Source organism: Rhizobium sp. P38BS-XIX (assembly GCF_012641435.1).
In the GTDB taxonomy this organism is placed as follows: Bacteria; Pseudomonadota; Alphaproteobacteria; order Rhizobiales; family Rhizobiaceae; genus Rhizobium.
The window spans coordinates 409,130-433,415 of record NZ_JABAIJ010000002.1; the positions used below are offsets into that span (position 1 = coordinate 409,130).

General features: G+C 56.6%; 22 protein-coding genes and 4 pseudogenes. 9 read left to right on the plus strand and 17 right to left on the minus strand.

The annotated features are described in order from the left end of the window. Nucleotides 1-77: 77 nt before the first annotated feature. The gene (locus HGP17_RS11055) at nucleotides 78-1,052 is read right to left on the minus strand and encodes a fumarylacetoacetate hydrolase family protein (RefSeq protein ID WP_168808797.1); all 975 of its coding nucleotides are present in this window, start codon (nucleotides 1,050-1,052) and stop codon (nucleotides 78-80) included. A gap of 141 nt (nucleotides 1,053-1,193) precedes the next feature. Between HGP17_RS11055 and HGP17_RS11060 the strand changes: the two genes are divergently transcribed. From HGP17_RS11060 to HGP17_RS11070, 3 genes are all read left to right on the plus strand, one after another. Next, nucleotides 1,194-2,135 (plus strand): LysR family transcriptional regulator, encoded by a 942-nt coding sequence (locus tag HGP17_RS11060; protein WP_168808798.1) that lies wholly within the window; start codon nucleotides 1,194-1,196, stop codon nucleotides 2,133-2,135. 147 nt (nucleotides 2,136-2,282) lie between these two features. Then, on the plus strand, nucleotides 2,283-2,675 hold the full coding sequence (locus tag HGP17_RS11065) for an SDR family NAD(P)-dependent oxidoreductase (RefSeq protein ID WP_168808799.1): 393 nt from the start codon (nucleotides 2,283-2,285) through the stop codon (nucleotides 2,673-2,675). Nucleotides 2,676-2,793: 118 nt separating this feature from the next. Next, nucleotides 2,794-3,090: a MarR family transcriptional regulator gene (locus tag HGP17_RS11070; protein WP_168808800.1), complete on the plus strand. Its 297-nt coding sequence runs from the start codon at nucleotides 2,794-2,796 to the stop codon at nucleotides 3,088-3,090. 301 nt (nucleotides 3,091-3,391) lie between these two features. Here the strand turns inward: HGP17_RS11070 and HGP17_RS11075 are convergent, their stop codons facing one another. From HGP17_RS11075 to HGP17_RS11120, 10 genes are all read right to left on the minus strand, one after another. After that, nucleotides 3,392-3,751, minus strand: a complete 360-nt coding sequence (locus HGP17_RS11075) for a cupin domain-containing protein (protein ID WP_168808802.1) — start codon at nucleotides 3,749-3,751, stop codon at nucleotides 3,392-3,394. A gap of 11 nt (nucleotides 3,752-3,762) precedes the next feature. Beyond that, nucleotides 3,763-5,154 (minus strand): FAD-dependent oxidoreductase, encoded by a 1,392-nt coding sequence (locus HGP17_RS11080; RefSeq protein WP_168808803.1) that lies wholly within the window; start codon nucleotides 5,152-5,154, stop codon nucleotides 3,763-3,765. A 1-nt stretch (nucleotide 5,155) separates the two neighbouring features. Continuing rightward, nucleotides 5,156-6,658 (minus strand): aldehyde dehydrogenase family protein, encoded by a 1,503-nt coding sequence (locus HGP17_RS11085; protein ID WP_168808805.1) that lies wholly within the window; start codon nucleotides 6,656-6,658, stop codon nucleotides 5,156-5,158. Between the two features lie 60 nt (nucleotides 6,659-6,718). Beyond that, entirely contained in the window at nucleotides 6,719-7,669 is a 951-nt protein-coding gene (locus HGP17_RS11090; protein WP_246704060.1) for a branched-chain amino acid ABC transporter permease, read from the minus strand. A gap of 32 nt (nucleotides 7,670-7,701) precedes the next feature. Then, nucleotides 7,702-8,589, minus strand: coding sequence for a branched-chain amino acid ABC transporter permease (locus tag HGP17_RS11095; protein WP_168809138.1), 888 nt, complete (start codon nucleotides 8,587-8,589; stop codon nucleotides 7,702-7,704). Next, a complete protein-coding gene (locus tag HGP17_RS11100; RefSeq protein ID WP_205925922.1) occupies nucleotides 8,589-9,323 on the minus strand; it encodes an ABC transporter ATP-binding protein in 735 nt (244 codons plus the stop codon). The genes HGP17_RS11095 and HGP17_RS11100 overlap by 1 nt, the downstream gene beginning before the upstream one ends. Continuing rightward, the gene (locus HGP17_RS11105; RefSeq protein WP_168808809.1) at nucleotides 9,316-10,092 is read right to left on the minus strand and encodes an ABC transporter ATP-binding protein; all 777 of its coding nucleotides are present in this window, start codon (nucleotides 10,090-10,092) and stop codon (nucleotides 9,316-9,318) included. The genes HGP17_RS11100 and HGP17_RS11105 overlap by 8 nt, the downstream gene beginning before the upstream one ends. 74 nt (nucleotides 10,093-10,166) lie before the next feature. Next, entirely contained in the window at nucleotides 10,167-11,297 is a 1,131-nt protein-coding gene (locus HGP17_RS11110) for an ABC transporter substrate-binding protein (RefSeq protein WP_246704020.1), read from the minus strand. Between the two features lie 142 nt (nucleotides 11,298-11,439). Then, nucleotides 11,440-13,107, minus strand: coding sequence for a hydantoinase B/oxoprolinase family protein (locus HGP17_RS11115; protein WP_168808811.1), 1,668 nt, complete (start codon nucleotides 13,105-13,107; stop codon nucleotides 11,440-11,442). Nucleotides 13,108-13,110: 3 nt separating this feature from the next. Next, on the minus strand, nucleotides 13,111-15,147 hold the full coding sequence (locus HGP17_RS11120; RefSeq protein WP_168808813.1) for a hydantoinase/oxoprolinase family protein: 2,037 nt from the start codon (nucleotides 15,145-15,147) through the stop codon (nucleotides 13,111-13,113). Nucleotides 15,148-15,431: 284 nt separating this feature from the next. On the opposite strand from HGP17_RS11120, the gene HGP17_RS11125 reads away from it, so the two are divergent. Beyond that, nucleotides 15,432-16,292, plus strand: a complete 861-nt coding sequence (locus HGP17_RS11125; protein ID WP_168808815.1) for a LysR substrate-binding domain-containing protein — start codon at nucleotides 15,432-15,434, stop codon at nucleotides 16,290-16,292. 64 nt (nucleotides 16,293-16,356) lie between these two features. On the opposite strand, the pseudogene HGP17_RS11130 reads toward HGP17_RS11125, so the two are convergent. Further along, nucleotides 16,357-16,509: pseudogene (locus HGP17_RS11130) on the minus strand (chemotaxis protein CheW); the annotation flags it as partial. Between the two features lie 207 nt (nucleotides 16,510-16,716). Further along, the gene (locus tag HGP17_RS11135; protein WP_168808817.1) at nucleotides 16,717-17,307 is read right to left on the minus strand and encodes a TetR/AcrR family transcriptional regulator; all 591 of its coding nucleotides are present in this window, start codon (nucleotides 17,305-17,307) and stop codon (nucleotides 16,717-16,719) included. Between the two features lie 117 nt (nucleotides 17,308-17,424). Here HGP17_RS11135 and HGP17_RS11140 point away from each other — a divergent pair, with 117 nt between their 5' ends. Both HGP17_RS11140 and HGP17_RS11145 read left to right on the plus strand, forming a co-directional pair. Then, the gene (locus HGP17_RS11140; RefSeq protein WP_168808819.1) at nucleotides 17,425-17,847 is read left to right on the plus strand and encodes a Tautomerase enzyme; all 423 of its coding nucleotides are present in this window, start codon (nucleotides 17,425-17,427) and stop codon (nucleotides 17,845-17,847) included. A gap of 65 nt (nucleotides 17,848-17,912) precedes the next feature. After that, nucleotides 17,913-18,308 (plus strand): VOC family protein, encoded by a 396-nt coding sequence (locus tag HGP17_RS11145; protein WP_168808821.1) that lies wholly within the window; start codon nucleotides 17,913-17,915, stop codon nucleotides 18,306-18,308. On the opposite strand, the gene HGP17_RS11150 is transcribed toward HGP17_RS11145, so the two are convergent. After that, nucleotides 18,262-18,669, minus strand: a complete 408-nt coding sequence (locus HGP17_RS11150) for a recombinase family protein (protein ID WP_348648925.1) — start codon at nucleotides 18,667-18,669, stop codon at nucleotides 18,262-18,264. The genes HGP17_RS11145 and HGP17_RS11150 overlap by 47 nt on opposite strands. A gap of 128 nt (nucleotides 18,670-18,797) precedes the next feature. Here HGP17_RS11150 and HGP17_RS11155 point away from each other — a divergent pair. After that, nucleotides 18,798-19,379, plus strand: a pseudogene (locus HGP17_RS11155) (IS3 family transposase); the annotation flags it as partial. A gap of 94 nt (nucleotides 19,380-19,473) precedes the next feature. Here the strand turns inward: HGP17_RS11155 and HGP17_RS11160 are convergent. Next, nucleotides 19,474-19,668, minus strand: a pseudogene (locus HGP17_RS11160) (helix-turn-helix domain-containing protein); the annotation flags it as partial. Between the two features lie 626 nt (nucleotides 19,669-20,294). Further along, entirely contained in the window at nucleotides 20,295-20,678 is a 384-nt protein-coding gene (locus HGP17_RS11165; protein ID WP_168808823.1) for a hypothetical protein, read from the minus strand. 296 nt (nucleotides 20,679-20,974) lie between these two features. On the opposite strand from HGP17_RS11165, the pseudogene HGP17_RS33590 reads away from it, so the two are divergent. Together HGP17_RS33590 and HGP17_RS34010 are read left to right on the plus strand one after the other, a co-directional pair. Further along, nucleotides 20,975-21,262 (plus strand): annotated as a pseudogene (locus HGP17_RS33590) (phage integrase N-terminal SAM-like domain-containing protein); the annotation flags it as partial. Between the two features lie 65 nt (nucleotides 21,263-21,327). Next, a complete protein-coding gene (locus HGP17_RS34010; protein WP_348648914.1) occupies nucleotides 21,328-21,507 on the plus strand; it encodes a hypothetical protein in 180 nt (59 codons plus the stop codon). 807 nt (nucleotides 21,508-22,314) lie between these two features. On the opposite strand, the gene HGP17_RS11175 is transcribed toward HGP17_RS34010, so the two are convergent. After that, nucleotides 22,315-24,282: a glycoside hydrolase family 3 N-terminal domain-containing protein gene (locus HGP17_RS11175; RefSeq protein WP_168808825.1), complete on the minus strand. Its 1,968-nt coding sequence runs from the start codon at nucleotides 24,280-24,282 to the stop codon at nucleotides 22,315-22,317. Nucleotides 24,283-24,286 lie beyond the last annotated feature (4 nt).

Sequence of the window (24,286 nt, forward strand, 5' to 3'; positions counted from 1 at the left end):
GCTCCCGCTCCTTCGACAGTCACCTCCACGACGTCGCCGGGTGGGGTCACTTGCCCGTTCCCGGTGCTGCCTTACCGTTAGACACAGCAGGATCGCTGCGTCCCAAGCCCCTCAATCGTCACCTCCATGACGTCGCCGGGCCGTAAGTAGCGATTGTGGCTGGTTCCGTTTCCGGAAGGCGACCCAGTCGCCAGGAGGTCGCCGGCCATGATGCGTGCGTATTTCGACAGTACCTCGATCTGGTGAGGAATATCGAAAATCATGTCGTCGGTCCGCGCATCTTGCATAATCTTCCCGTTGAGCTTGAGCTCAATCTTGAGATTGTGTGGATCCTCGACGAATTGTGCCGGAACGATCATGGGGCCCATAGGAAAAAATCCGGGACTATTCTTTGCGTGGAGCCAGTCGGCTCCTAGGTCCTTCGGGTCTGCAGTGAAAATCTGATCGCGGCTTGTTATATCGTTGACAACAAGGTATCCAGCCACATGATCCATGGCATTCCGGCGGTCGATATTTTGCCCGCCGCGCTTGAACACAAGCGCCAGCTCGGCTTCCCAGTCAGGCTGTTCGGCGAAGGGTGGAAGCGTGATGTCATCGAAGGGGCCGGCATACGACGATTGGATGCGCGTGAAAATATAAGGCGTGCCACTACGCGCTCGTTCGTCCATCATGTCTTGTATCTTGGCACGAATCTCGTCATCGCTTAGACCCTCCTTCGAATAGCGGTCAGCGAAACGGTGCGTCACAATGTCAACAACGTGCTGGCGGTAGTTGGCACCCGTGCAGAATACCTGTTTTGGGGTATGTGGCGCCCTAATCGCTATTGCGTCTGGATCCAAGACCTGATGCGCACACCTCCCTTCGGCAACCTCTCCTGCGGCACGTTGCAAAGGCTCCATCGCCGCATCCCACGCCGACAGGACATCATCGAGACTTTTGTAGGCCTCAAGGGCTCGAAATGTAGAAAATGGAACAACCTGCCCGTCGACCCAAATCGCTGTCTCTATTCCCTGTTGCGTTTCGATCGTCATCAAACCGAATTTCGTCTGCATTGGTCCTCCCAGCGCAATCTACGCGCCTCCAAGCTTTCTTCCTATGGACTTTAGTCAGAGCGTTAAGTATCGATCAAACGAATTGAATTCATCTCTCACATCCATAATTTGGATGCGAGTTCGCAATTCCGAGGCGATCTAATGCGTTTCAACAATCTGGATCTCAACCTGCTGGTGGCATTAGATGCGCTTCTCACCGAGCAGTCAGTATCGCGGGCAGCGCAGCGAATAAATCTTTCGCAATCGGCGATGAGTGCCGCCCTCGGTCGCTTACGGGAATACTTCGGCGACGAACTCTTTGTCACGGTGGGGCGTGTGACTCGGCCAACGGCTTTTGCGCAAGATCTCGCTGCGCCAATTCGGCGAATTCTCACGGACATTCAGGGCTCCGTGATATTCCGACAACCGTTCGATCCCAGAACATCGAGGAGATCGTTCGCGGTCGCAGCGTCCGATTATATGGTCCGCGTATACTTGGTAGAATTCGCCAGAGCTTTGCAAAATCTGGCGCCCAATGTGCAGCTTGACTTATGGCCTGTTACTGGGTCGAACACGATCGCTAAATTTACCGCAGGAGAAATAGACATCCTGTTCACACTCAAGGATCTCCTGCTCCCGGATCTCCCGATCGTTGGACTGGCAACCGAAGACTTTGTCGTAGTAGCTTGGTCCGAAAACGACGCGATCGGGGAGACGCTCACACTGGAGAATTTCGAAACCCTCGGTCATGTTACAGTCAGGTTAGGCATCTATCGAGCGACGCCCATTGACGAAAGTTTCGTTTCCAACGCAGGGGTCCGACGTCGTTGCGAAATCACGGTCAGCGCGTTCGATCAGATACCGGATTTCATTGTTGGCACACAGCGAATTGCAATGCTGCAGCGGCGTCTTGCGGAAAAGTATGCCACGGTCTTGCCACTCAGGATCCTTGAGCTGCCATTCTCGATGCCTCAAGTGGCCATCGGAATGCAGTGGCATCACCATAGCACTTCTGATGCGGCACACATATGGCTGCGGGAAACCTTCATTGATTGGCATCGCCGTTTGGAAGACGAGCGCGGCTCTCAGAGGGCGCAGGCATGAGGCCAAGGAAACCGACATAAGCGTTCATTACCCTGACCCTTGTCTTCTGGTTGATTACGGCATTGGCGGCGGCCACGAACTCCCTTGTCATGGACACGTTATGGACGCGAAAAATGACCGCGCCTACAAGACGCAGGATCGTGGTCGTTGCCGCGGCTCCTTTCGCACGACAGGCCGTCGTTGATCGCGAATGTTAGTTCGGGAGGCGCGTTCGTTCCCCAGGCCTTCGCTCCGACCTACAGCGCGTGTAAGGCTGCCATCCCTAGCTACACGATGGTTCTTCGAGAGGCGCTGGCCAAGACCTCCTGCCTGGTCGTGGAAATCATCCCGCCGGCCGTGCAGACACATCTCGGTGGCGCTGAACCGCACGGTGCTCCTCTTGACGCCTTTTGTGATACAATCTTCATTGGACTGGGTGCCGGACGGCAGAGGATAGGTTTCGGGGTCACTGAGGTCGAAACGTTCGTCGCGGCAGAGAAGCCCTACCAAGATCTATTCAGGCAGAGCGCAGATAGAGCAAATGTCCCAGGATATAAGTGAGAATTGACGAGATGAGCCGCGGTCTCATCTCGATGAGAACGAGCTTTCGCTATGGCAGGCGTTGAAGAAAATCTCAACTACAACAGCCAGCGTGATGAGAGGCGAGATAGGTCCCGGTGTGAGCGGCGCTGACTTTTCGATCCTGTCTCGTATTGAAGAGCTGGACGAGCAAGGCGAGGTTCTGCCCCAAAGCGAGCTGATGAACTCTCTCGGGTGGGATAAGAGCCGGCTGTCGCACCAGCTCACCCGGATGCAAAAGCGTGGTTTGATCGTTCGGCGGCGGAATGGCAGGGAGGCAGAAGTGGTTCTGCAGCAAGAGGGGAGCCGCTTGCTTACATCGGTTCGGCCGAAACACGCGGCGATCGTGCAGAACTATCTATCTCAGTTGACGGAGGCGGAAGCAGAAGTCGTGTGAGTGCTAGCGGAGAAGTTCTGACTTCCAATCCGACAGATCTCGTTCCTGCTCTTGACGAGATTTGATCCGCAGACGCCTAGGCCGAATAGCATAAACGTCTGAAGGTGACGTATAAGGTGTTCTATAACTGGAAATCTGACTCAACGCCATCAACAGTAGGTGCTGATTTTCAGGTCCAAAACGTTAGAGTGGTTAGCGGTCTTTTAGAGTTCAACTGACGGGGGAGAGTTACTCTGAAGATGCTCGTCTCCACATTATGGATAGGTCAGCTGGTTCCTCGACGACATCTCTAAATGGTACTCTACCGCAAGATAAAGAATATCTTGCGCACATGCGTGAGATTTTCCCACGTCCCTTGGAATCCGGCAGATACGACAAAGCTGTCGCCCGGGCCGAACGTTCGGGAGACAGATTGCGAATCCGTCAGCCGAACAGTTCCTTCGAGGAGGTGACAAAATTCATCATAGTCGCAAGCAACGCGCTCAAGATGCGGCTCAGCCTCCCAGATACCTGCAGCCGCACCGAGTTCCGGGCGCGCGAAATACCGCCAACTCCGCGCATGGTACGGCCGGTCGACCACAGCCGGATCAGAGGTGACTATTTCCGCGGGTTCAATCACTTTATCGGTAAAGGACACAACGTGCTGGGGAGAGGAAGCCATATGATAACCTTTTATGAATCGAAGCCGACTCCTAAGGCGTCGAGAGCCTTGTTAAACGCGGAGCGGTGACCAGTTTCGTCCTCCTGCGCCAAACCATGCTGGGCTAAACGGACGCCGAGCCAGCGGAAAGGTTCTGGAGGAAAAGGGAATGGCCGACGGCGTAGCATCGCCATTCTCGTCCGCTCGGTGTCACGACCTTCCAGAAGATCGAGCATTGTCAGCGCCGCGAAACGGCTGGCGGAAACGCCCTGCCCGGTAAAGCCCATTGCGTAGGCCACGCGGTCGGCTTGCGCTGTTCCCGCGAAGAAAGTCGTACGTGCCGACGTGTCGATGATACCTCCCCAAGCGTGGGTTATGGGCACGTTCGCGAGTGACGGTAGCGCCCGGACAAAATTGGCTGCAAGGCGGGTGAAGCTGTCACTTTCCCTGAGAAAGGCTTCGTCTCTACGCGAACCGAAGTGGTAGATCGCATCATAGCCGCCCCAGAGGATGCGATTGTCTGCGGTCTTCCGAACATAGTGGAACCGATTGCCGCAGTCAGCGACGCCGTGCCGCTCGCTCCAGCCAATAGACGCGATTTCCGCCGGATCCAGCGGGCGGGTAACAATAGTATAGTCGAAAATCGGGATGGTCGCGTAGCGAAGACGCCTGAGCAGCGGCGGCGCGGCATTTGTGGCAAGCACCACCTTACGCGTGCGAATGAGACCACTCAGCGTAATCAATTCGATACCGCGCGGATTGGCCCGCATCTCGGTGACAGCTGTGTTTTCATAGATGTCGATCATCTTGGATAGGGCGACTCGTCGAAGTTCGGCCACTGTCTTTGCAGGATTAAGCAGGGCGTAGTTTGGCTCAAAGAGCCCAGCCAAATAAACCGGCGAGCTAAAGCGTTTCTGCAGGGCCCCCTCAGTCAAAAGTGAACAGTCGATACCGAAGCGACGATAATTCTCCGCCTGCCTTCTGAGTCCTTCTACCTGCCAGGGCTTTTCCGCGACGGTAAGCTTACCTTTGCGCTCAAACTCAACGTCCATTCCGAATTCAGCGAGATCGGCTTCAAAGGCATCCAGATTGGCGCGCCCAAGGCGGATCAGATCCTCGGCTTCCGCAGGCCAACGCTTCAGCGCGTTACCGACGCCGTGAGAAATGGACGGCGCGCAGAACCCGCCGTTGCGGCCCGACGCTGCGTTGCCGCAGCGCCCCGCGTCCACAAGCAGGATCCGCGCATCCGGCTGCCGCCGGCTTGCTTCGAGCGCTGTCCAAAGGCCTGTGAATCCGCCCCCGACAATTGCGATATCGCAACTGACATCACGTCTAAGAGGAGGGCATTCTGTCTGTGGTCCGACCGTATCGTTCCAATAAGGCCGACGATCGGCCAGAGACAGACTATCGGAAGAAGCAATCATTTCACGCTTCCGTCGCCATTTTCGCTGCTTGGGAATACCAATCCCAATGCTCGTAATGGTCAAACCGAGTAACCTGTTTGATTTCGAAATAGGCATCAAAGCCAGCGCGCCCGAGTTCGCGTCCTATCCCTGACATTTTGTAACCGCCCCAGGGCAACTGGGTGAACGTGGGCTGCGAGCAATTTATCCAGACAACGCCAGCGCGGAGCTTCGCCGCAACTCGTTCACAGCGGTCGAGGTCGTCGGACATGACCGCTGCGGCGAGACCGTAATTGCTGTCGTTTGCTAGCTCGAGCGCCTCTTCTTCTGTGTCGAACGGGTTAATGCACACAACTGGCCCGAAAATCTCCTCTCGCCAGATTGAAGAACCGGTCGGTACCTCTGCGAAGATTGTCGGACTGAGAAAGTAACCTCGATTTAAGCCCTTGGGGGGTTCGCCGCCAGTAACGAGCCGTGCGCCAGAACGTTTGGCGGCCTCCACAGCGGCGCGCACTTTCTCGTATTGATCCTTCGAGACCAGCGGTCCGAGCTTGACGCCGGGAGTCTCTCCCGAACCGATCTCAATCGCCTCCGTGGCCGTCCGCAAACATTCAAGAAGCTGATTGAAAATGCCGCGGTGAACCAGTACGCGCGACGTTGCAGAGCAAACCTCGCCCTTATTCCAAAAGATCCCGAACAGGATCCATTCAACGGCCTTTGCGAGCTCGCAGTCATCAAAGATTATGAACGGCGACTTTCCGCCCAGTTCTAGCGACACCGTTCGGATACCGGCGCTAGCAGCCTGCATCACTTTACGGCCGGTCGCAACCGAGCCTGTAAACGCCACTTTGTCAATTAGAGGATGATTGGCAAGTGCCTCGCCCGCCTCTGGTCCCGTGCCCGTGACAAGGTTGAACACGCCTGGTGGTAGACCTGCCTCATGTATGATTTTGGCTAGCGCACCGCAAGAGACCGAACACAGTTCGGATGGCTTTAGTACAATGGTGCAACCGGCGGCGAGCGCTGGTGCGACCTTCCAGGCCGCCATCAGAATCGGGAAGTTCCAAGGTGTGATTGCGCCCACCACCCCCAGCGGCTCTCGACAGATTTTCGCCTGGAACCGGTTGTCCCCCACATCGACCACCTCTGTTGAACGCCCCGCATGCTGTTCGGCAAGATCGGCATAGTATTCGAAGCAGAAGGCGGCATCCGCAACGTCCCATTCGGCCTCCAGCAAGGGCTTGCCGTTGTCGCGAACCTCAATAAATGCAATGTCTCGCAAGCGGTGGCGGATACCATCTGCTATGCGTCGAAGCTTGGCAGCTCGCTCCTGTGCTGGAAGGCCGGACCACTCGCCACTATCAAATGCACGCCGTGCAGCCCGCACGGCTCTGTGGATGTCGCACGCCTGCCCTGCGGCAACCTGTGCGAACGGCTCCTCAGTCGCAGGATTGACGGCGGGAAAAAACCCTCCCCGCTCCGGACCAACGAAAATGCCGTCAATATAAAGTCTTGTCTCAAGCATCAAATCCTCCTTCCTTCGGGCGTCGCGCGGTTGCCAGTGGGGCGGTACGGTGCAGCGAACTTACATCTTCAAACAGCGGCTCATGAAAGAACTTGTGTCCCTCAGAGTGCCTATAATTCCGCGGCGGAAAGCCAAGACGCAGGCAACGAAGATCATCCCCTGCAGCACCATCACCCAGGCCCCAAAGGAGGCCAGATATTCCTGCATCCAGACGATAAGAGCCGCGCCGACGACTGGCCCTGAAGACGTGCCGATACCGCCCAGTATGACCATGAGAATGACCTCCCCTGAAGTAGACCAGTGTACATCAGTTAATGAGGCCAGTTGGAACACTAGCGACTTCATAGCCCCCGCCAATCCTGACAAAGTAGCCGACAGTATAAAGATAAGGAGTTTGTAGCGATCTACGCGGTAACCTAGCGAGGTCGCTCTCGTTTCGTTGTCACGAATGGCTTGGAGTACTTGTCCGAACGGCGAGGCAGCGATGCGCTGGACGAACAACAGAGCAGCAAAGCAAACAACGGCGACGAACGCGTACATCTGCCCATTATCAGAAAGATCGATAAACCCGAACAGCATACCACGCGGCACAGATTGGATTCCGTCTTCGCCACCGGTGAACTTCAGCTGCAACGCGGCAAAGAAAACGAGTTGAGCTAACGCCAATGTGATCATAGCGAAATAGATGCCCTCGCGGCGAATCGCGATCGAGCCGATGGCCGCTCCGAGAATCGTGGCGATCGCAGTGCCGGCAAGAACGGAAAGCGCTGGATCCAGGCCCCATTCCTTAGCGAGGTACGCCGAAACATAGCTGGCCGAACCGAAGAATGCAGCATGACCGAAGGATAGAAGCCCGCCAAAGCCAAGCATGAGATTAAACGCGCTTGCGAACAGCGCAAAACATAGGATCTTCATGAGAAGGATCGGGTAGAAAAAGAAAGGCGCGATGCAAAGCGAGATAGCAAACGCTATCCAGCCGTAAATATGCTTCTGCGCGTAAGGCGCCGCCATCTTATGGATAGAAATCGGGTTGACGTCGGCCATCAAACGCCCTTTCCCGACATGCTAGCCGGACGGGCGAGCAGAACCAAAACCATGACGAGAAAGATGACAGTTGATGCCGCCGATGGATAAATCACCTTCGTCAGACCCTCGACAAGTCCCAAACCAAACCCAGTAACGACCGAACCCATGATCGAGCCCATGCCGCCGATGACAACGACCGCGAACACAACAATGATGACATCGGCACCCATGTTCGGATTAACGGACGTGATCGGCGCTGCAAGCACGCCCGCCAGCGCTGCCAATCCCACACCGAAACCATAAGTGAGAGTGACCAGGAGAGGGACGTTGATACCGAACGCCTCGGTTAGTGATGCGTCTTCGGTTGCTGCGCGCAGATAGGAGCCGAGCCGGGTCTTTTCGATGAAGAACCAAGTCAACAGACAGACAATTGCAGAAAATACGATGACAAAGGCGCGATAGTTGGGCAGGAACATGAAGCCGAGATTATGCCCACCCGATAAAGCGGGCGGAATGTGATATGGCAGGCCCGAAACGCCGTACTGGTTCCGAAAAAGACCCTGTACGATGAGAGCCATGCCAAAGGTCAGGAGCATACCGTATAGGGGGTCCTGGCGATAAAGACGAGAGATGAACAGTCGTTCGAGGACGATGCCAATAGCACCGACACTCACCGGGGCCAGAAGCAGAGCCGCCCAGAAGCCGATACCGAGATAATTAAGAAGCATCCACGCACAGAAAGCTCCCATCATATAAAAGGCACCGTGTGCGAAGTTGACGACGTTGAGCAACCCAAAGATGATAGCAAGCCCGAGACTCAATATGGCGTAGAACGCACCGTTGATCAGCCCAAGCAAAAGCTGTCCCACCAGCGCCTGTAGCGGTAATCCAAACATCGTCACTATCACACTCCCAGATAGGTCTTTAGTTTCGAATGGTTGGCTCGTAGATCGTCGCGATCGACAACGTCCACAATCTTCCCCTGCTCAACAACGTGGTGCCGGTCGCCGATCGACGCAGCGAACCCCAGATTCTGTTCGACTAGGACAATCGTGAAGCCCTCCGACTTGAGCACCTCGACGGTACGCCCGATCTGCTCAATAATGACGGGTGCCAATCCCTCGGTTGGCTCATCGAGCAGCAGCAGTTTGGCGCCCGTGCGCAGAATGCGCGCAATCGCCAGCATTTGCTGTTCACCGCCAGAGAGTTTCGTCCCAGTGCTCGCCAGCCGCTCTTGCAGATTCGGGAAAAGGTCGAAGATTTTTTCCAGCGGCAGACCACCAGGGCGCACTATGGGTGGCAGCATCAGGTTCTCATTGACTGTGAGGCTCGAATAGATACCGCGCTCCTCCGGGCAGTAACCGACTCCTAGTCGAGCTATTCGACGCGGCGGAAACCCAACCGTTTCCTCGCCATAGATAGAAACCACACCTCGGCGTCTTGGTATAAGACCCATGATGGCCCGGAGGGTTGTTGTCTTTCCGGCACCATTGCGCCCAAGAAGTGTAATCACTTCGCCGGGCAATATTTCGAAGTCCATACCATGCAGAACATGACTGTCCCCATACCAGGCATTCAGTCTTCGAACGGACAGTGGCGCCACCCCCTCAGAAGGGGATTTCATCAATAGACTATCCATGACCTGTCCCGATATAGGCCTGCATAACCGCAGGATCTTGTGAAATGCTCTCGTAGTTGCCCTCAGCGATCACTTTGCCGCGCGCCAGCACCGTAATCCGATCGCTGAGGGTAGCGACAACGGGTAGATTATGCTCAACCATCAGAATTGTGCGATTGGCAGCAACCTGGCGTATAAGTTCGGCCGTCATTGCGATGTCCTCATGCCCCATGCCGGCCATGGGTTCGTCAAGCAGAAGCATTTCAGGATCAAGCGCGAGCGTAGTCGCCAGTTCCAGCGCGCGCCTGCGGCCGTATGGAAGGATGGACGCGCGGTCACTAACAAAAGCGGTAAGGCCCACCGTCTCGATAAGATGTCGGGCCTGGTCGTCGTACTGGCGCAACACATTCGCGGACCGCCAGAAATCGAAATTGTCGCCGCGCTTTCGTTGAAGGGCAATACGGACGTTTTCCAGAACGGTCATTTGTCCGAAGACTGCAGATATTTGGAATGAACGGACCATGCCAGAACGCGCTACGTCAGATGGTTTTGCTGAGGTGATATCGCGGCCCTTGTATTTAATTGAGCCACTACTCGTCGCAAGAAACCTGGTCAGAAGATTGAAGCAGGTTGTCTTGCCAGCGCCATTAGGGCCGATCAGTGCGTGAATGGTGCCTTCAGCAATGTCGAGATCCACGCCGGCGACGGCTACGAAGCCTGCGAACTCTCGCGTCAAGCCACGGCATTGGAGGATGATGCGTTGCGTTGATTGATCGCGTGTCGGAGCCATGCGGCGAACCTTCCTTTTACCCAGGTTCACGTTGGAGACGCATTTGCGCGCTCCATGTGAATTTGGGCTCGGCTTCACTTCACGAGAGGGCAGCCGCCTTCACTCATCGGACGGAAGGCATCTTTCGCCGCAATTTCGCGCACTGGCTTGTAGTAATCCCAAGCCTGCTTACTTTCGCTGGGCTCCTTCACCTGATAAAGGGTCAGGGGATAGACCACACGTCCGTCGATGCGGACCGTGCCGGTATTGCCGAAATAATCCACAGGAATGTCACGCATCTTTTCAGCGACGACATCAGCGTCAAGAGTGTCCGCAGCCTTCACGGCCTTAAGATAGTGGACGATTGATGTGTAGACCGAAGCCTGCTCCTTGGTCGGCATACGATTCATCTTTTCGAAATAGCGCTTTGACCATGTCCGCGCAGCATCGTTCTGATCCCAATAGAAGCCTTCCGAAAGTAGCAACCCCTTTGTTGCCTCAAGGCCGAGCGCATGGATATCGGTAAGATACACCAGAAAGGCGACAACACGCTGGCCGCTGGCCGAAATACCGAATTCGTTTGCTTGCTTGATCGAGTTGATAAGATCGGTGCCACCGTTGAGCAAGCCAACAACCTGCGCGCCGGAGCTCTGCGCCTGCAGCAGATAAGAACTCATATCGCCGGCGTTGATCGGATGACGCACGGAGCCGACGATCTCGCCGCCCGCTGCCTTGATAAAGCCTCCCGCATCGCGCTCCAACGCCTGTCCGAAAGCGTAGTCGGCTGCGATGAAGAACCAACTCTTACCTCCGTCGAGAACCACCGCCTGCGAAGTCGCCTTCGAGTATGCATAGGTGTCATCCTGCCAAGCGGTGCTATAAGGAGAGCACGCCTTGCCTGAGAGATCGGAAGTCGACCCTTGCATCAGTGTGATCCGCTTCGCCTGCCGCCCAATTTCCTGCACCGCCAGCGCGACGGAGGATACAGGAACATCAGCGATGACGTCCACGCCGTCCTGATCGAACCAACGACGCGCCAGCGCGGATCCGATATCGGCCTTGTTCTGGTGGTCGCCGGAGATGATTTCCAGCTTAACGCCTTTAAATGCATCAGCCATGTCCTGCACCGCCAGATTGGCGGCGACGACTGAACCTGGGCCTCCCAAGTCAGCATAGGGGCCGCTCATATCGTTGAGGATGCCGATACGGATGATATCCTTTTCCATCTTTGCAACGGCGGGTTCTGATATGATCACCGCGAGAAGGCCTGCCGCAGCGGCAAGCCGAAAAGCTGCACTCATTCTTGTCATGCTTATGTTCCCCTTTTTTACAGCCTGGGATTCTAGCGTCCCAGGCCCAAAGTTGATGTCATGAAAGTCCGTAGTTCTCTGCTCCCTCTTCCGCGGTCAGCAAACCTTGAGCAATTTCCCGTTCAAGCAAAGCCCGGTTTCTCTTCCTGGGATCGCCATAGCCGCCACCACCCGCCGTCTCGATGATTAGACGGTCTCCCTTGAGCAGTTCGGTATTTCCCTTGGAAGGAAGCTTGAGGAACTCTCCGTCCCGTTCGACCGTGAAACGTGAGTAGTCGCCACTCTGGCCGCCAAACAGGCCCCAGGGCGCAACCTTAAAACGGTCTGAATAGGAGTTGAACATGACATCGTCAGCGAGAATCCGGTAGACGCGCCGGGCGCCGAGGCCGCCGCGACGCTCGCCAGCGCCTGCCGAGCCCCGCCGAAGCGAATATTCCTCAATGCGCATAAACGGATAATCCGTTTCCAACGATTCCACCGGCACATTCGAACAATTACCAACATAGCCATCCACCACGTCGGCACCATCGGCACCTGCGGAGGCTCCCCAACCGCCGCCCACGACCTCCATGTAGACACGATAGCCGTCAGGCGACATGTGACCCATACCAATTGCGTTGGTGGTATCGTGGCCGGAAGCCAGAACCTGGTTCGGCACAACCTCGGACATGGCCAGCATGATGACGTTGTAAACGCGATGGCAGGCATTGTTGCGGGCCCGCACGGCACGCGGCTCGCTTGGATTGAGGAAGCTTCCATAGGGCACGTGAATTGCGCGGATGGGCCTGTAGAGGCCATCGTTGACAGGAATGCGCCCGCCGCCGAGCAAAATCCCGATTGCGCCATAGGCCGCCGAAATCGTCGCGGCAAGCGGCGAGTTGATTATCCCCTTGGTCTGTGCGGCGCTTCCCGTAAAATCGAGTTCAAGGGAGTCGCCATCGACCTTGATCTTGACGGCGACGCGTAGGGGATCCTGGGTGAATCCGTTGTCATCGACGAAATCCTCAGCTTCGTAGATGCCGTCGGGGATCGCTCTTATGGCTTCTCGCGCCAGACGCTCCGAGTAGTCCTGCAACTCTGACGCGCCGGCAAGAACCGTTTCTTCGCCGAACCGTTCGAGCATTTCGATAAAGCGCCCTTCGCCGGTGCGGTTGGCGGCGAACTGCGCATAGATGTCGCCCATCACCTCATTCGGCGGGCGCACATTGATACGGATGAACTGCTCTAGCAGACCGTCTCCGAGATCCCTGTGAACATTGAAACGGGTCAGCGGGATGCGAAGCCCTTCAGAATAGACGTCGCTCGCGCCCGCATTCGGGCCGGCGGCACCACCGCCGGTATCGATATGGTGTCCCAAAGACGCGCTGAAGGCGACCAGCTTGTCACGGTAGAAGACGGGGGTGAACAGAATGATGTCGTTGAGATGCTGCGCACCGCTATAGGGGTCGTTGGTCATCAAGCCCTCATCCGGCTGGATGGTCGACAGATCGAACTTGTTGGCAAAGGCCTCGAAGACCTTGCCGAAGGAGTTCATGTGGATCGGGCAAAACTGCGCCTGGGCGATGATCCTGCCATCGCGGTCAAGGAATGACGTCGAGCAGTCCCGTGCCTCGCGGATGATCGTCGAATAGGCGGAACGCACGAGCTTTTCGCCCATTTCCTGAGCAATTCCGTGCAGCCCGTTGCTGATGATGTTGAAGGTTGCGGCGTTGAGTTTCTCGGACATTGCTTATGCCTCGCTTGTCAGGATGAGGGCACCGGTATGGTCGACCGTGGCGGTCCAACCCGGCGGAACCAGCGTTGTAGCAGTCGGCTCCTCGATAACTGCTGCCCCTGTGATAGTGGTCCCCTGCACAAGATCGGCGCGCCAAAAATACTGGCAGGCCACTGCCGAACCGGCGAAACTGATTTCCCCGCTGACCGTCGGCTGCGGATCCGTGGTCACGGCGGCAGGGCGGGTGAGCGACGTCATGACGTCGCTGTCCGTGGCCACCGAGGCCGTCAATCTGAACGTCACAAGTTCGACTTCGCCCATGGATGCCACGGCGCCATAGCGGGTTTCGTGGGTCGCCTTGAAAAGCGCAAGAACGTAAGCCTTGCCTTCGCGCTGAAGCCGGTCGAGCTCGACATTCGAGAGCAATTCATAACCCTGACCGACAAACCGCATTTCGAGTTCGTGTTCGAAGAGGATCTCTTCAGGCTTGCGACCGAATGCTGCAAACTCTGTCTCGGCCTGCTGCCGGATGCGCGCGAAGGCAGCGCTAACGTCGTCTGCGACGCTGTCGGTGACGCGCATCAGGTTCGTTTCGCGGTAAATTCGCTTGAGGTCCGCCACGAGGAGCCCGAGCGCCGAGAACAGTCCCGGATAGGGCGGCACTACGACACGGTTAACCTTGAGTTCGGTGGCGGCGAGCGCCCCGATCATCGGTCCCATGCCGCCGTAGGCGTAGATCGCATAGCCCTTCGGGTCGTGGCCGCGTTGCACCGACACCAGTCGAACGCCCTGGCTGACATGGGCGACGCTTATGTCGATCATCGCCTGAGCCATGGCCGAAGCCGATTCGCCCCTTTCGGCGCCAAGCGTCTGCAGCGCCGCTGTGGCGCGCTCGGGATAAAGCGTCATACGGCCGCCGAGAAATCGTTCGGGACGAATCCAGCCCAATTCCACCAGGGCGTCAGTCAGCGCGGGAACCTCGCCGCCATGGCCGTAGCAGGCCGGCCCCGGGCGGGCGCCCGCCGAACGCGGCCCGACCTGCAACATGCCGCCGGCGTCGATCCAGCCAAGGCTGCCGCCGCCCGCACCGATGTTGGCGATATCGATGCTCGGAAGACCGACGGGCAAGCCGTCCACTTCTGTCTCGGAGGTAATACCGGGTGCGCCGCCTGCAATGAGGCAGATGTCGGCGCTTGTGCCGCCGACGTCGAGCGTGATGACATCCTTGTCACCGACCGCCTCGGCCATCCGCACAGCGCCGATGACGCCAGCTGCGGGACCGGAGTTGAGCATCTCCACGCCACGCGCATGCGAGCCGGTGCTTGGGAGTACCCCGCCCGAAGACTGCATGACGAAGAGATTGCTGCCGGGCGCTCCCGATTCGAGGTGTTGCTCGAGCCGTTCGAGATAACGTCCGACAAGCGGGACCAGATAGGCGGCCATTGCAGTGGTCGAAGCGCGTTCGTATTCGCGGAATGTCGGCAAAACATCCGAGGAAAGTACGACAGGCAGGTCCGGCATCCGTTTAGCGATAATTTCACGAATGCGCTGCTCGTGTTTTGGGCTGCGATAGGCGTGGAGCAGGCAGACGGCCAATGCCTCCGGCCTTTCCTTTTCGAGCAAGAGATCCAGCGTCGCGATAAGGGCGTTCTCGTCCAGCGGCGTAATGGTCCGGCCGAGCGCGTCTACGCGTTCGTTGGCCTCAATGCTTAGATTTAGCGGAACCAGCGGCTCGGGCTTATGACATTCGATGGCGTAGACATTCGAACGCAACTGCCGCTGCAGAAGCAGAATGTCCTTGAAGCCAGCGGTCGTCAGCAATGCTGTCTTGCAGCCCTTTCTCTCGATGACTGCATTCGTTGCGACGGTCGAACCGTGAAAGAGCTGCTCCAGTCCCGACAGACTTCCGTCAAGAGCTGTGTTGAGACCGTCTAATACGCCAATCGATGCGTCATGTGGCGTGGAAGGGACCTTATGGCTGCGAACGATATCGTCCTCGATCCAGATGAGATCTGTGAACGTGCCTCCGACCTCAATTGCCATTTTCACCATAGTATCAATCCTCCGCGCCACGCAGGCGGTAAAATGACGATCTTCGGGCAGAGCGCTGCTGCTCGTCCCACCGGGATATCGCGGCTGAAAATCACACTCAGGTTGGGAATTTTGCGGCTGATAGGCTGAGCAAGCGCCCTGCTCCACAATCCGCACGTATTCCATTCCCGCGCTTGGGCGTGAAGGCGACCGTGTTCTAACAAGAAGATTAGCCGCGAAGTAATTTGACGCAAGCGAATAAAATTGCTCTTTTTCGTGCAAATAATTCGCATTCAGGAGGCCAAATGTTGAACTTAACTGGTCTGAAGACCTTTCACGAGCTGGCCCGGAGAGGCGGAGTCGCAGGGGCTGCCGCCCATCTCAATGTGACCGATGGCGCAATCCGGTATCAAATTAGACAGCTAGAACAGGAATTGGGTGAAAAGCTTGTTATCCGTAGCAAGCGGACGCTCACTCTGACATCTGCCGGGTCGTCTTTGTATAATAGACTGAGCCAAGTCTTCCATGAGATGGAACGAGCCTGTCAATCGTTGTCGTCGGATTCCGGAATGGACGGCGAACTGCGAATAGCGTGCGCTCCAGCCCTAGCTGGTTCACGCCTCTCGACGGTGATAAAGTCTTTCTGTCAACAATACCCACTTATGACAGTGCGAATTTTTCCGATCGGCATGGCCGATGACAGCATGGATGTAATAGTTTCCTATGGTGAGCGCCCAGTACCCGGTGCGCGAGTGGCTATTCTCCGGGATGAAATGTATTTTCCGGTATGCCGCCCGGAATTGCGGTACGAGTGGGATATTAGCACTCCGATGGATCTGGGGCGTTGTATCGCGTTGCATGCCGATCAGGGCGCGGACTGGATGCGCCTGCTTAGCATGGCTTCTGCACAGACAGTGCAATTCGCACAACAGGTCTACTTTCCGAACGCCGCCGCATCCCTGCAAGCCGCAAGAGACGGATGTGGCGTTGCAGTGGGAACATCAATACTTTGCGCAGACGATCTCCGCCGCGGCACGTTAGTGAAGTTGCTCAACATTGAGGTGGTCGCACCGAACCCATATTTTGTAATACAGCCCGGGGTTCCCCATAAAGAGAGCGCGGAGCGCTTCGTCGAAACCCTTAGGGGGCACCTTGAGCGAGTTTAGCGATCGATATGTCCAATCCATTCGCTCAGGCGCATAGCTTAACCTTGATGAAGGTTCGGCAATAGGAGGGTGCATGCGGGATTGGTGTAGCGGGACCCCATCCGCGGATCTCGCGGATGGACGTCGTGCGCGCGCAAAATTCCTAATCGTGTGGTCGGAAGGCGATGATTTCAAGAGTCTGACTTGCGTCGCTTATCCTTTGGTTTGAAGTGTTCATCAAAACTCCACATGTTAGGGCGCGCTATTGTCTGGGTCTTTCTCGTCTCGATCGGGGTATTGGGCCTTCGGTCACATCGACTATTATTCCGTCAAGCAGAAGACCATATTCATCTCAGCATGATTCTGACTGGTTGGGGTCGGTTCCGGCTGGGGGCGAAATGACATCCTAAGCTTCGGTCAGCGTTGGCCCCAATATGACGCTAGATCAATAGACGGAACGTATCGCTTCCAACGCTACAAGCTTGGCTATCTTCTCGGATAGGACCGGGTCCGATACGGCCCGAGCAAGCGTGAGGCCGCCGGTAAGCTGGGTGAGCAATAGGATTGCCTGATCTTCTCGCGGGGTTCCCGCCGAACGCGACAAAGGGCCTTCTGGCAGACCGGCAGCGATTTCCGCGATAAGATGCTCCAGTTCTTCTGTGTAGACACGTCTGGTTTCGTTATCGGTGCGCATTACATCTGCGGACAGGCTCGGCAGCGCACAGCTTTCGCTGAGATCGCATGTTCGCTTATAGCCCAGATAGTAGCCTACGAACGTCTCTAGCCAGCCCTGCGGTTGTTCGGTCCTAAGCGTCGCGATCCCCTGCCGCAATTCTTCCAGTCCTGCAACGACGGCGGTACGGAATGCTTCGCTCTTGGATCTAAAGTGCCCATAGAATGCGCCGTTTGTTACGCCCGCTGCCTTTGTTAGCGCGTCAATGCCTGCGCCGCCGTAGCCTTCCTTGCGGAACACCTGTCCGGCTGCTGAGATGACCTTCGACCGTGTCTGGTTCTTATGCTCGACGCTGTAGCGCATATGGATTCCTTTAAGAGAGGTCACTCTTTATCATTGCATAGAGAGCGATCAGTGTGTATCGATAGAGAGTACCCAGTATATATCACGTCTGGACACACGTTAAACAAGGAGAGAACCATGCCCATCACGCTGACCATACCAGAGGGTCTACTATCGCCTGCCGCGCAGGCCGAGGCCTTCGCAGGGCTGACTGAAGCCGTCATTGAAATCGCCGGCCTCAGCGGAAACGCGTTCATGACCGCCAATGTCGTCGGCTCGATCAACGTGCTTCCCAAAGAACACATTCTTGCTGCCGGCAAGCCAGTTGAGGCGGCTTTCGTTGAGCTGAAACTCCCCGAGATCGCGCTGGCGACATCGGAGGCGAAGAGAGTGTTTATCGAGAGGGCAACAGATGTGGTCGAGCGAGCCGCAGGAGGTCAGCTCAGGCGCGAATACATCTGGTCGAACATCGTCTACGCGCCCGAGGGAGCCTGGGGGATCGCAGGGCGCAGCTACGATAATGCCGATCTCGTAGAAGCCATTACCGCCTCCGCCGCCTAACCCCATCGGACAAATATCCAGGATTGCCGGGTTAGTCGGCCCGGCAATCGACAGGAGCCTATGAAATGCAGCTAGCCAACTATCTCTTCTTCACTACGCAGTGCGAGGCTGCGCTTACATTCTACACGGAATGCGGCCTTGGTCAGGTAACAACGCTCATGCGGCATGGAGATCACGGCATTCCAATCGCCAGCGAAGCGATGCAGGGCAAGGTAATGCATGCCCGCTTCGAGGGGCCGGGAATTCTGTTCTTCGCCTCGGATAATCACGATGCTGAGCCGATGCGAGGTTCGTCCCACATTCTCATCATGGGCAATCGTGACAGCACCGACAGATTATTTACAAAACTCGCTGTCGGCGGAAAGGTAACGACGCCCCTCGCGATGCAGCCTTGGGGGAGCTACTATGGCAAGCTCACCGATCGGTACGGGGTTCAATGGATGCTTGACTGCAAAGTCTAGATTCTTCAGTCCGTTGTAGCTGCACGATGTTGGTGACGGTATTCTTGCTGATTCCCAGATCGCGAGCGATCCAGCGGTAGCTTCGGCCTTCCGCGATCAACGCGATGACTTTTGGTGCGAACCGGTCTGATTTCGGCCGCTCGCCGGTCCGACGACCTAGCTTTTTGCCTCGCGCCTTCGCCGCTGCCAGACCGGATTTAACCCGTTCGCTGATGAGATCGCGTTCGAATTCAGCGATGCCGGACAGAAATGTCGCCAGCATGCGGCCATGTGGAGACGACAAATCGAATGCCATCCCGTTCATGGCGGTGACGGAGACTCTCCAGCTTTCCAGTTCGCGCAGCGTGTTGAGGAGGTCGATCGTTAAGCGACCCCCATCGAGAAAGCTCGGTCACGAGGATGACATCGATCTGCCGCGACTGTCAAACAGCATCGAACATTCACCCCTTGGGAGTGCGGACGAAAACTTGGACCACCAGGAGGTAGTTCATGTATTCCTATTGCGACAGACTTCGAGCCATTGAGCTTTGCATCAGGCTTGGCAAGCGGGTTAAGGCGACCATTCGCCAGTTGGGTTATCCCACCAAGAATGCTCTAAACAGGTGGTACCGCGAGTACGAGCAGCGTCGTGATCTGTGCGTTCGCTATCCGGTTCGAACACCAAAATATTCTGATGAGTAGAAGCACTACCGCACTCACGATCGCTGTATCTCTGCAACGATGCGAGCCTTGGGTTATCCCGGTCGACAAACCTTGACGGCATGGGTTCGAGAAGCGTTTCCAGAAACGAAGACATCCATAGTCGGTCGATCGTGGCGTCCGGCCTATCCTGAGAATTTGAAACAAGTCGGTGTCATTGAGCTTTGCAGTGAAGAGGAATGAGCCCAACGAGTAGCGGACCGACTGGGCGTATGCAGGCCGACGTTGTACAACTGGAAAGATCAGCTGCTCGGTCATGAGGCTACTTCATCCATGAAACGCCGCAACACCAAATCGAAGTTACCAGAACGCGAGGAGCTCGAACGACAGCTTGAAGCCCTCCAGCGCGATGTCCGCCAGTTACAGCTTGAGCAGTCGGCAAAGGTCTTCCAGGAAAGCCAAACTCCAATTGAAGTTGGCGCCGTTCGCAGTTATGGCCTGCATCGGGGCGCCGTGCCAAGCGATATAGAATTCCCCGAGCCCGAAACCTCCCCCTCCCCTTCATCTCGCGCAGGCCGAGTTCCAACACGATGCGCCGCCCGCCTGCGGCCTCTCCTCGAGGGACTTGACACCATCCCGGCCGATAACAGCGGCTTTGCCATGACGAGCTCAACCAGCTCCGGCAGCGCGACGACGTCCGACGCTTTTCCAGTCTTCGCTGGTGAGGGTAATCATCGTGGAGTTTTTTCAGCCCGAGGTAGGCGGATTTATAACGTTCCCTAATCTCTCCGTGGTGCGTGCCTATGTCCTTGGCATTTGTCACCCAGAGCTCTTGACGCTCTTTGTTGCCAGGGGCTTTGACCGCACTCGCGCGCAGATTATCGATTTTTTGAAAATATTCGTAGAAGCGCGCTTCGTCGTCATGAGACAAGACGAAACTGTATGGCTCTGCCTCCGACAGCAGAGACGCTAACCGGTCGTTCTCGGCCGCGTTTAGTTTCCGTGTCTCCAGCGCTGCAATCGTCCGGTAAGCAGAAGCAACGGCTTTCCAAAGCTGAAGATAAGCATCCGACTCGCGCTTGAAGCGCTCGCCAAGATCTAGTTTTACCTTCTCGATCTCTGAATTGAGGCGAAATTGTCTGTCGATGACGAGGTATGAAAACAGCAAGGTGATCAGCGATGTAAGGGGCGTCAGGACTGCCTGAATGACGGGCGCGTATGCTTCAAGGCCCGGACTGCCCCCCGGTCCCGTTGCGCCCAGTTTAGGCCAGAGAGAATAGGCAAAATACCCGCACGCACTGAGCACGACAAAAAACAGGCTTCCCGCCACTGCCTGTAGGAAAATCCTCATGTGCATCGGCCGTTCAGGCAGATGCACCCCGGGCGTAAGCATTTGCCGCTAGCTGAGCAATCTCCGGAACAGGGCTTGCGAACGGTCTCGGGCTCGGGTCTGTGACGAAGCCATTTATAAAAGAAATCGCCTTGAATTTCGTCCAATTGCGAATAGCGTATATTCGAAAGAATGAATTTTCGCGCCTTTCCGTCGCGTGAGACCAACGGGCGCGGGCTGCCACCGAGTTTATCGATCAGGGCCGCAAATTGATCCTCATGGGCCGCGTCAAAGGCGATCAGCAAATGGCCCTTCCGCTTGACGTCAGTAGGTATCATCTTGGCCGTAGTTTGGTTGCGCGCTGGCTCTGAGGCCGGAGCGGAGCCGTCGGTATCATTCATGGCAATCCCCCGATTTTGGCCGACGCTAACAGAGGACTACCGAAACGGGAATATTGTTTTTTGTTCTGTGGCCGCCACCACGGCTCATCGCCCAACTTCCGCATCGAAGGGGCGTCTCACATAGCCTCTCTTTCCCCACGCGACCTCAATCGGCCTCCCGGTAACTGGAGCAAATCCGGTGGCAGGAGGGATTGAACTAAGCCGCTGATCGCGGCGATTTGCGGCGGCCTTTGAGGAGAGCGTCCTGGCTGAGAGGATGGTTGTGTTGCAACCCACCCTTCAGACAGGAGGCCCCGATGGCTGAGATGAGCCCTCTTCGCCGCCAGATGATTGAGGATATGACGATCCGCAATCTCTCCCCGGCGACCCAACGATCCTATATTAATGCGGTACGGAAGTTCAGCCGCTATTTCGGCCGATCGGTTTGGTCCTGCCGAGATCCACACCTTCCAGGTTCACCTCGTGTCAACGGGGACATCGTGGGCATCGTTAAACCAGATCGTGTGTGCTCTTCGATTTTTTTATGGGATCACGCTTGGCCAGAACGATATCCCGGTCGGATCCCCTATGCGCGCGAACCACGCAATTCTATCAATCGCACCGAACGGTTCGGTTCGATTGATAAGGTTGGGTGATGGTGGGAGTTCTCATGCCTAGCAACGAACTAACAATATCCGAAGTCCTGCACGACCCACTCATCCGGCTTATGCTTCGTGCCGATCGGGTTCCGCTTCGTAAATTCAAGAAGCTTTTGATGGAAGCGGCGGCTGACGCACGTAACAAGGGCGCAATCTCGGCCAACACTCCGCCACTACCGCCGCGCCAGTAGTTCGAGGTTACAAGATAGAGCTCGGCCGCCCGGAGTTGCGTCCCCACCGCCGAAACGTGTGATCGGATCGACATGATCCGATCACGTGCAGAATTGAGAACCTCCTATGAAGACCGACAACAATATCTAGACCTTTTGACCGTGATCGTTCGCGGTGACAGCGAGAGGCCTGTTGGCGCTCGGCGCCAACGACATCGGCTGGATCCTCCCGCTGATTACTGGCTGTTGGTCGGCATCCACCTCGGGCACCAGGGGATCGGCGGTATTGCTCGAGCGGCATATAGGGCGATGGGGACGTCCACAGCACCCCACTAATACGTCACACAAGGTGACCGAATACTGGTCGTCGGCTAAGTCACGGGAAAATTCAAAGTGGCTAACAAGATGTTCGAGGACAACTGGATCTTCGCCATCACGGATAGGGACGGCCAATTGACGAGCATCCGGAATATATCAACTCGCAGGCATTGGCGCAGGCCTGGAAGATGGATGCGAGCTGTTAATAACCGCCTCGCGTCGCAAGCGGTCGAAATGATGCTGCTTCACTGGAGATAATGATCGACATGCTGAATCTACGTAGCGCGATCCTTGGCGCGTATTTCGCCTTGAACGGGTTGGAACCAACGACCTTATATTGCAAACGCTATCCGATTGAAATTCCTCGGCAGTGAGCATCTACTTTATCTGACGGAATGACCGATTTGAGGACGGGTGCGGACTGGCAGGTTTACTCCAGCTTCGTCGTTTCGGCGTAGGCACTCGAGCTTCCGCTCACCCTTAGAAGACCAGGTTGGTCGTTTCGCAGGTTCAGTACTGCATACTGAAGCCTATGGGATACAGTGGGTTGACCGTGTCGTGGGGCACGTCCAATTTCTGCGCACGCGCATCGTCCATCGATGAAGGGAGTTCGAAAGGCAGCCTACCTTCCGCTTTCTGTTTGCCCTCGATCGCATCGAATAACGCCGCGTCGCTTGCGCCGAAATTAGCGAGGATCGCAGCGGCAGGCTCGCGTATTCCGGAGAGGATCGCTGGACGCGCCAGATAGACAGAGACAATCGTCGGAACCTGCTTCGCCGTCTGCTTGAACGCCTCGAAATCAGCATTGCCATCCTTGAAATCAAGATCGCCCTCCTGCTGACGGGAACCGAAGAAATAATTCATGTGCGGCTGCTGATAGGGTGCATTCAGTCGCACCAGCGCGAAATCGGCTTCACGGGCTGTGGCAACGACTGTAAAGCCTCGGGCGGCCGCCGCTTTTGGATCGACGCCGTAAAGGAACACTTTCTTGCCGCTCTGGACCGGCAAAAGCTTGGCTTTATTGTCAAGCAGCACCATTGCCCTGGCCTGCGCGGCGTTCGCCTCTGCCGCAAATGCCGGATTGCCGACGATTGAGCGCGCCTTTTCGGGATCGACATAGGGATTTTCGAACAGGCCTTGTTCGAACTTCTGGATCAATATCCGGGTTGCAGATTGATCAATGCGCTGTTCTTTGATCTTTCCTTCCTTCACGGCCTGAACCAGAAGATCGGACGAAGTGACGCCACCAAACTGATCGACGCCGGCATTGACCGCCTTTGCGAACCGGTCGACGCGGCTCAAATCCTCCACACCCCAAGGCATGCCGAAGGTTTCCTCGTCCAAAGTCGGCTTTACACCCGGCTTCTCGCCATCCAGGCAAGTTCCCTTGCAGTCGTTGGTGATAAGCCAATCGCTGAGAACGACACCATCGAAACCGTACTGGCCACGCAGCAGGTCGGTCAGAAGCTGCTTGCTGTATCCTGCGCCCACCGGCTCCAGCGGCTTGCCGTCAAGGGTCACGCCGTCCAGGATCGAATATGTCGGCATCACGCCCCCGACCTTTGCGTTGAAGGCGCCCTCGAAAGGGATAAGATGCTCGGCAAAATTGTTGCCGGGAAAGGTCGCATGGCGGCCATAGGCGTTGTGGCTGTCGTACCCGTCCTTTGCCGCGCCATAGCCGACCCAATGCTTGGCAACGGCGACGACGCTGTCTTTGTTGACACCATTCTCACCGTTCTGGAACCCGGCGACATAGGCTTCCGCCATGGATTTCGAAAGGCGCGCATCCTCCCCGAAAGTGCCGTTGATGCGCGGCCAGCGAGGATCGCTGGCAAGATCGACCTGGGGAGACAATGCCTCCTGGATGCCGACGGCGCGATACTCCTGACGGGCAATATCGCCAAACCGCCGCATGAGCGCAGCGTCGCCGATCGCCGCGAACCCGAGGGTCTCCGGCCATTTCGAGAAGCCCCCAGCCGAAACACTCGCGCCGAGTACGAACTGGAAATGATTGCGCGGATCGGTGCTGATCGTCGCCGGAATACCGAGCCGTCCGGCCTCGGCGATCTCCTGAAGCTTGTTGTTCTCCTCGGCCAAGCGAGCGGGATCACCCGCCAATCGCGTTATGAAGGTCACGACCTTGCGCCCGTCGATCATCTCCTTGGCACGTGCAAGATCATATTCGGTCCCGACACCCATGCCGGAACCGGGACCGACAGAGGGAGCCGTGCCATGCATCATCAGGCCGGCCTTCTCCTCCAGCGTCATCTGCTTGACGAGATCGGCGGCCCGCCCGGCAGCCGGGAGGCGCCAGTCCTCATAAGGATCGAGTTTGCCATTGCGATTGAGATCCTTGAAGGAAAGCCCGTCAATGGTCAGCGTCGTGGCGACGCGAGCCGAAAGCGCGGGCTGCTCCTGTGACAAGGCTGTCGAAGCGAGCAGCGATGCGACCGCATATACGGCGATGAACTGTTTCATGGCC